The organism is Butyrivibrio sp. INlla14 (assembly GCF_900102515.1).
In the GTDB taxonomy this organism is placed as follows: Bacteria; Bacillota; Clostridia; order Lachnospirales; family Lachnospiraceae; genus Butyrivibrio.
The window spans coordinates 1-7,070 of sequence record NZ_FMVS01000055.1 but is presented as its reverse complement, the minus strand read 5'-3'; the positions used below and the strand labels follow the sequence as shown (position 1 = coordinate 7,070).

The 7,070-nt window shown below is 37.6% G+C and carries 5 protein-coding genes and 1 pseudogene; 5 read left to right on the top strand and 1 reads right to left on the bottom strand.

Annotation, left to right across the window (positions count from 1 at the left end; all coding sequences use genetic code 11):
• A pseudogene (locus BLO53_RS19025) lies at positions 1-149 on the bottom strand (IS1380 family transposase); the annotation flags it as partial.
• Positions 150-473: 324 nt separating this feature from the next.
• Here BLO53_RS19025 and BLO53_RS18485 point away from each other — a divergent pair.
• The 5 genes from BLO53_RS18485 to BLO53_RS18465 all read left to right on the top strand — a co-directional run bounded on the left by BLO53_RS18485 (position 474) and on the right by BLO53_RS18465 (position 7,037).
• Entirely contained in the window at positions 474-1,754 is a 1,281-nt protein-coding gene (locus BLO53_RS18485; RefSeq protein WP_092065102.1) for a glycosyltransferase, read from the top strand.
• A 36-nt stretch (positions 1,755-1,790) separates the two neighbouring features.
• A complete protein-coding gene (locus tag BLO53_RS18480; protein ID WP_092065099.1) occupies positions 1,791-3,359 on the top strand; it encodes a DUF6056 family protein in 1,569 nt (522 codons plus the stop codon).
• A 22-nt stretch (positions 3,360-3,381) separates the two neighbouring features.
• Positions 3,382-4,341 carry a glycosyltransferase family 2 protein gene (locus BLO53_RS18475; protein ID WP_176757365.1) on the top strand — a complete coding sequence of 320 codons (960 nt, stop codon included), beginning with the start codon at positions 3,382-3,384 and terminating at the stop codon, positions 4,339-4,341.
• A gap of 1 nt (position 4,342) precedes the next feature.
• A complete protein-coding gene (locus tag BLO53_RS18470) occupies positions 4,343-5,041 on the top strand; it encodes a hypothetical protein (RefSeq protein WP_092065094.1) in 699 nt (232 codons plus the stop codon).
• 556 nt (positions 5,042-5,597) lie between these two features.
• Positions 5,598-7,037: an IS5 family transposase gene (locus BLO53_RS18465; protein ID WP_092062556.1), complete on the top strand. Its 1,440-nt coding sequence runs from the start codon at positions 5,598-5,600 to the stop codon at positions 7,035-7,037.
• The last annotated feature ends 33 nt before the right edge of the window (positions 7,038-7,070 follow it).

The following is a 7,070-nucleotide window of genomic DNA, read 5'->3' as shown; positions in this document are numbered from 1 at the left end:
AATATGCTGTCAATCAGCTTGTCAAAGTGCAGTTTGCTGATAAATTCCTTTATTAGGAGAAGACCAGCATCGGAGGATAAATCGCCTCCATCAAAATTTAATTTAAAACGCTTATTGCTTTCTAAGGTTGTGTAATCTAAACTATACATATGAAGCCTCTTTTTTGTTATGGTTTTGGATTCGACACCTAAAATTGTAACAGAATTGGGGCTTTATTAATACCCTTAGGTTTCACTTATTGGGTGAAAGCAATATGCAGTTTAAATGCAGTAACTATGCGGCTTTGTAATTAAGCCGTGAATAATTCAGGTTTATATTTTGTAAATGCAGACGATAAGGATTTGTTTAGTGATGATACGTTTGATAGATATCAATATGGGGCATATTATCTTATGATTCCCAAGTGGATGAATGGGTGATGACGTGATACTGTAAGGTATTGTAAACACAAGTATTGAAGGTGGTTAAGTAGTATGAAGGTTTTAATTATTAATAAGTTTCTCTATCCCAACGGTGGATCTGAGACATATATATTTAAGCTTGGCGAAGCTCTTGAGAAGGCCGGCCATGAGGTCCAGTATTTTGGCATGGAACATGAGGGGAGATGTGTTGGAAATGCTGTAAATTCTTATACTTCTGATATGGATTTTCATGGTGGCAGTAAGCTTGCCAAGATGACTTATCCTATTAAGACTATTTATAGTTCTGAGGCAAGGAAGAAAATTAGGCTGGTATTGGATGATTTTAAGCCAGATGTGGTCCATTTAAATAACTTTAACTATCAGCTGACACCTTCAGTTATTTTGGAAATTGTGAAATGGAGAGAGACCAATAAATGTAGTTGCAAGATAGTATACACAGCCCATGATTATCAGCTTTTATGTCCTAATCACATGTTTAATAATCCTAACACTCATCTTAACTGTGAAAAATGTGCAGTGGGACACTTCAGTAATTGCATTAGTAATAAGTGTATTCATGGCTCTACAATAAAATCATTGATTGGAGCAACAGAGGCTTTCTATTGGAATCTTCGTGGAACTTACAAGTATATAGATAAGATAGTATGTTGTTCTCAGTTTATGAAGAGTAAGCTTGACATGAATTCGCTATTTTCGGGCAAGACAGTAGCACAGCATAATTTTGTAGAACATGCAGAGAGCACACATGACTGGTATAATAAGGCTTCTAGCAATGCGACTGGAAATGTTGATAAATCGGTGATATTAAGCGATGGGACAAAGCTTCCACAGCAGTATGTACTCTATTTCGGGCGCTTTTCTTGGGAAAAGGGAGTCAGAACTTTGATAGATGCTTGCAATATGCTTCCAGAAGTTGATTTTGTATTTGCTGGTAGTGGTGATTATTCAAGGGATATAGATACACTTTTGTATGCACAGAATGTGGGTTTTAGAACAGGCGATGATCTTGACAAACTGATCAGAAACGCTATGTTTACAATTTGCCCATCGGAGTGCTATGAGAATAATCCATTTTCTGTCATGGAGAGTCAGGAGCGATTAGTGCCAGTTATTGGGGCTAATATTGGTGGTATTCCGGAATTAATTAAAGATGAGATTGATGGTAAGCTTTTTGAGAGCGGGAATGCAGAGGCATTAGCAGATGCTATTAAAGAGCTATGGAATCATCCTGAAGTAGTTGACAATTTTAGGCAGAATTTAAGATCGGTTCGCTTAAATCGAATGAATGTTGATGAATACTGTGATTGGATAGTGCAGAATGTGTATAAGTGACAGCTTTAATAGGAAACACTAGGAGGTTTCAGATAGATGTTTATTTATTCTTTACCTAAATGGAATAAACATATTAGTATAAAAACAGTAAATATAGTAGTTACCGTGTTTTATATCCTAAGCATAATACCGATGTTGGTTATTGGCCATTTTGACTGGCTTTCAGCAGATGACCTTGCTCAGGGCGGCCCTATGATCAAGTATTATGAGAGTACAGGAAATGTGTTTGCTACTTTTATTATGGCCTTTTATTATGCTTTTGATTTTTATCTTAGATGGGAAGGCACGTTCTTTCCATGTTTGATGTATAGGTTCAATCCATGCGTTCTTGGTGAGAAAATGTATTTTCTTGTAGTATATGAGATGATAGCTATTCTAACCTTTGGGGTTTGTTATTTCTTTAGAACTTTGATAGTTCATGTTTTTAAAGGAGACAAGAAACTTGCAAATATAATTTCAATGCTTACGTTGACCATCATGATTCATTCATTGCCAGCAAATGGCCCAAGAGTTGAAATGTTTTACTGGTATACAGGGGCTGTAGATTATACGTTTATGCTGGGAATGGGGCTTTTTTGGATTGGCCTTTTAATAAGAGCAGTTCTATGTGATGATAAGAGATCTCGAGTTAGAAAGTTGTGCTGGGCAAGCTTTTGGGGATTTTGGTTAGGGGGAGCAAACTACCTTACCGCATTATCACTTGCAGTTATATCGTTTCTGATAATTGTGTTGATTGTTCTAGAGAAGGTAAGCTTTATTAAGCTGGAAAATGTGGATGTTGAACGTAAGAAGATTTTTAATCTTTTATGGCTTCCGGCTTTATTTAATTTTATTGGACTTCTGGCAAGTGTATTATGTCCTGGAAACGCTTCGAGAGCGGGTCAAACACAAGGATTTGGCCCTATTAAGTCAATTACAATTGCATTTTACTATGTTTTTGAGGTTTGCATTAATGCACTGACAAGATGGGAAGTGCTAGTTCTGTTAGCTATAGTTGCAATAATAATGTGGAAACTTGCTGGAACGCTGAATCACAGGTTTGAGCACCCATTTATTTTTTCTATCTTTGCATTAGGTATGATGGCAGTAGTTATTGTTCCGCCGCTTTTTGCCCTATCTAATGTAGATGCTGGAAGGCTTAGGGGCTATATTTTCATGAACTTTGTTCTTATGATGGTGCTTGAACTTATGTATATGCTAGCTTGGGGCAGGCAGAAAATTGAAGGTGAGATATATTCTGTAAGGGTTCCAGAGGACAAAGGCTCTTTTGCACAGGTTGGGAGTACGGTGATAGCTCTTTTGACAATGATTTTAGTATTTGGAAGTGCCTTGTGTGTGAAAGCTGATCCATATTACTATTCTTGGAGTTCTGCATTTACTGATGTTGTAAATGGAAATGCCAAGACTTTCTATAATGAGAATGTTGAAAGACTTGCTGTATTGAAAGATGACAGCGTCAAAGATGTTGTTTTGAAACCTTATTCTGTAAGACCAGAAATCATAGCTTTTGATGATGCAACAAGTGACCCAAATGAGTGGATAAACTATTACTTAGCTAAGTACTATGAGAAGAATTCTGTGGTAGTAAAGAGCGTGAGTGAGTAATTGTATGTAGGAGAGTATCAAAGTGGGAAAATACAACAACGAAAAAATAGATATATCAGTAGTAGTGCCTGTCTATGGCTGCCCAGAGGCAATTCCTGAACTAGTTAGAAGAAATACTGAAACTCTGCAAAATATGGGAGTTGGATACGAGATTATTCTTGTGGATGATCGAGATGGAATGGGCTCTTGGGATGCGATTAAGAAAGAAGCGCTTGCAGATGAACATGTAAAGGCTATAAGCCTTACCAGGAACTGCGGACAGGATAAGGCAATTACTGCTGGTGTGGCTGCGGCCAGAGGTGATTGGATTGTTACCATGGATTGTGATCTTCAGGACGCACCAGAGAATATTCCGATGTTGTATGAGAAGGTGAGGAAACAGGAACTGGATGTACTAATTGTCAGACGTCATGATCGCAAGGACTCTGCTATTGTGCAGTTATTATCTAAGGTTTTTCATAAGGTGTTTAGTTATTTGTCAGAACTTGATTTTGACTATGAGCTTGGAACATACCTCATAGCTAGCAAGAGAGCGACAGATCTGTATGTTCATACAAAGGGGCAGGGAAGAGACTTTACTATGTTCCTGTTATGGACTGGATATAAGAAAGGTTTTGTTGATCTTGAGCACGAGACAAGGTTTGCAGGGAAATCTTCCTATACATTTGGAAGGAAAGTGGAGTATGCATTAAGGGCTATGACTACATTCTCAAACAGGGTACTCTATGTTCCTGTTTATGTGGGAGCTATTTCAGCAATTGGTTCGTTGATTTATATTATTTTTGTCCTTATTTCCTGGGCAATGCATGTGGCTAATCCGGAAGGCTGGAATACTTTGGCAGCTGCGGTGTTCTTCTTTGGAGGACTTATTCTGAGTACGCTTGGGGTGCTGGGGATATATATCGGTAATATATTTGATGTAGCTAAAGAGAGACCTCTTTATATTGTGCAGGAGAAAATAAATATTCCGGAAGAAAAATAGGATGGAAAGGAAAAAGATGTTTAACACTCTATACAGGAAATATAAAGTTGATGTGCTTGGAATAATATCTCCATGGATTTCATTGAAAGAAATGAAAGTGTATGAAAAAGCGTGCTTATCAATTGTGATATTTGGAGCATTTTTAACCGTTGTTTCTACACATTTTCAAATTGAATTGCTGGAGATTGGGGCTATCTTATGTATACTTATAGCCGGGGGAACCTTGGGAATAGGTCAGAATATGAAGTCTGAACAAAGAAGGATTGTCAACGATATAATACAACCATCTGCTTGTAAAAGGATGAAACTGGTAGTTCAACTACTAAAGGATTTTGAAATAGATATATATGATGAGAAACAACTAGATAGGCTCATAGCCCGCGCAAGAAAAGAGCAAGAAGAATATGATTTTTGGAAAGATGTGAGACCTTTGTTTGATAGAATAGCAACATATGTATTTATACCTATTTTTACCATCTTCTTATCTGATTTATTAAAAGATGTGGAACTTGTATTGCTCATAAAAAGGTCGTTAGTAGTGATGTGTTTGTGTATCCTTATAGTCATGATTTTTCCACTATTTTCATTTATTTTTAATGGTATATTGAATTCAGACAAAAACAATTTAGAAAAGTTCATAAATGACATTGAGGATGTTAAAATATTCTCTAAGACTTTATTAGAGTTGCATAGTGAATAAGAATAACTAAATCAATTTGATAGGCACTAAAAGAGTAGAAGAGATTTTATATATTTGTGTGGAGCAAAACACATTGACAAAAAGTTTGTCTTTGGTATTGTACTGCAATTCCGATATGTATAAATGGCGTTTAAAAGTTTTCTGCGATAAAGAAAAGAATATCCTGCTTTTGTTAGTCAGACAAAGAAGCATTTCAATGATTGGATGGAAAGAATCAAAAATATAGGGGCTCTTGAATAATCCGGATTCCTTGTTAGTGCTCATGGTGAATTATGGGATGAATACGCAGATGAACTTACTGGTTATGTGTTCTTGGAGATGAATTCATTCTATGTATTGTGCCATGACAGATATTGGTGATAGATGGAGTAACGTTTTTAGATGTCAATTTGCTGCTAATTTATTAAAAAAGATAGTTGTAGCAAACTAAATAGTGCGTGCTCAACAATTAATAACCATTGATATTTACTGACTTTGCGGACAATCCGTGAGATAATAGATGCAAGGAAATCATTACTTTTGCTTCAAAAACCTTGCACTTTTCGCGGAGAATCCCATGTACAAAAAGAATCAAAATCGTCAAATAACCCTCAAGGATTTCAACCAGCCGCTTGGCTTGAAACTGAATCCTGAGAATAAATGGATAAAGAAAGCTGCCATGATCCCATGGGAAGCTATCGAAAAAGAATACGCTGACCTGTTTCCATCAGGTTGTGGAATGCCTGCAAAACCTCTGAGGATGGCTCTTGGTGCTCTTCTCATTCAGAAGAAATATGATTATTCCGACAGAGAGCTTGTAGAACAAATCCAGGAGAATCCGTATTATCAGTACTTCATCGGTCTCCCGGGATTCCAGCTAGAACAGCCATTTGCGCCATCACTGCTGGTTGAGTTTCGCAAACGCCTTACGGATGAAAAGCTTGCCGAGATCAATGAAATGATCATCAAGAACAATAAACATGACGATGGCAACACTCCATCTGATAGTAATGGAGATAACTCTGATAATCATGGCGATGCAGGCAATGATAATGATGGAACACTCATCATTGATGCCAGCTGTGCACCTCAGAATATAGCTTTTCCTCAGGATGTTAATCTCCTGAACGAAGCAAGAGAAAATCTTGAAGAGATCATCGAATCTATCTGCTATGTGTACAACCTCAAACAGCCACGGATGTACAAGAAAAATGCCAGAAAGGACTATCTTGCTCTTGCAAAGAGCAAGAAGAGGTCTTCAAAGAAGATCCGTAAGGCAATAAAGAAGCAGCTCCAGTACATACGCCGAGACAGGAATTACATCGACTGGCTTGCAAGCTATGGATACTGTCCTGATGAAAAACAGCTGGATCGCCTTGAAGTACTGGATAAGCTTGTTGAACAGCAACAGTACATGTATGACAACAAAACTCATACAGTAGAGAACAGGATTGTCAGTATATCTCAGCCATACATCAGACCTATTGTCAGAGGAAAGAGCAAGGCGCCTGTTGAGTTTGGCGCAAAGCTTGACCTAAGTGTAGAGAATGGTCTTGGCAGGATAGAAAAGATATCCTTTGAAGCTTACAACGAAAGCGAAGTACTAATTCCAGCAATAGAAAACTACTACAAGCGTAATGGACATTATCCCGAAAGAGTTCTTGCAGATAAGATTTACAGAAACAGAATCAATCTTGCGTACTGCAAGGAGCATGGAATAAGGCTTGCTGGTCCAGCTCTTGGAAGGCCTGGCAAGGATACAGTCATCGATAAGCGTACAGAGTACATTGATAGCGTAGACAGGATCGAAGTTGAGCGTAAATTTGGATTATCAAAGCACAGTCATGGACTGGGCTTGATCATGACAAAGCGCGAGGATACTACACGCAGCTCAATAGTGCTGTCGATCATCTCAATGAACCTTGATAGCCTACTAAGGCTTTCTTTGTTCCAAAAATTGATTTTGATATTTTCAAGGTACAATTGTTGTTATATTTTATGCGAAAACATCGGCTGAAAAATCAGCCGGTTGTTGAGCATACACTAAATA

Bases quoted from the DNA above. Each gene is read 5' to 3' on its own strand.
- BLO53_RS18485 (WP_092065102.1), top strand. From the start codon at position 474: ATGAAGGTTTTAATTATTAATAAGTTTCTCTATCCCAACGGTGGATCT.
- BLO53_RS18480 (WP_092065099.1), top strand. From the start codon at position 1,791: ATGTTTATTTATTCTTTACCTAAATGGAATAAACATATTAGTATAAAA.
- BLO53_RS18470 (WP_092065094.1), top strand. From the start codon at position 4,343: ATGGAAAGGAAAAAGATGTTTAACACTCTATACAGGAAATATAAAGTT.
- BLO53_RS18465 (WP_092062556.1), top strand. From the start codon at position 5,598: ATGTACAAAAAGAATCAAAATCGTCAAATAACCCTCAAGGATTTCAAC.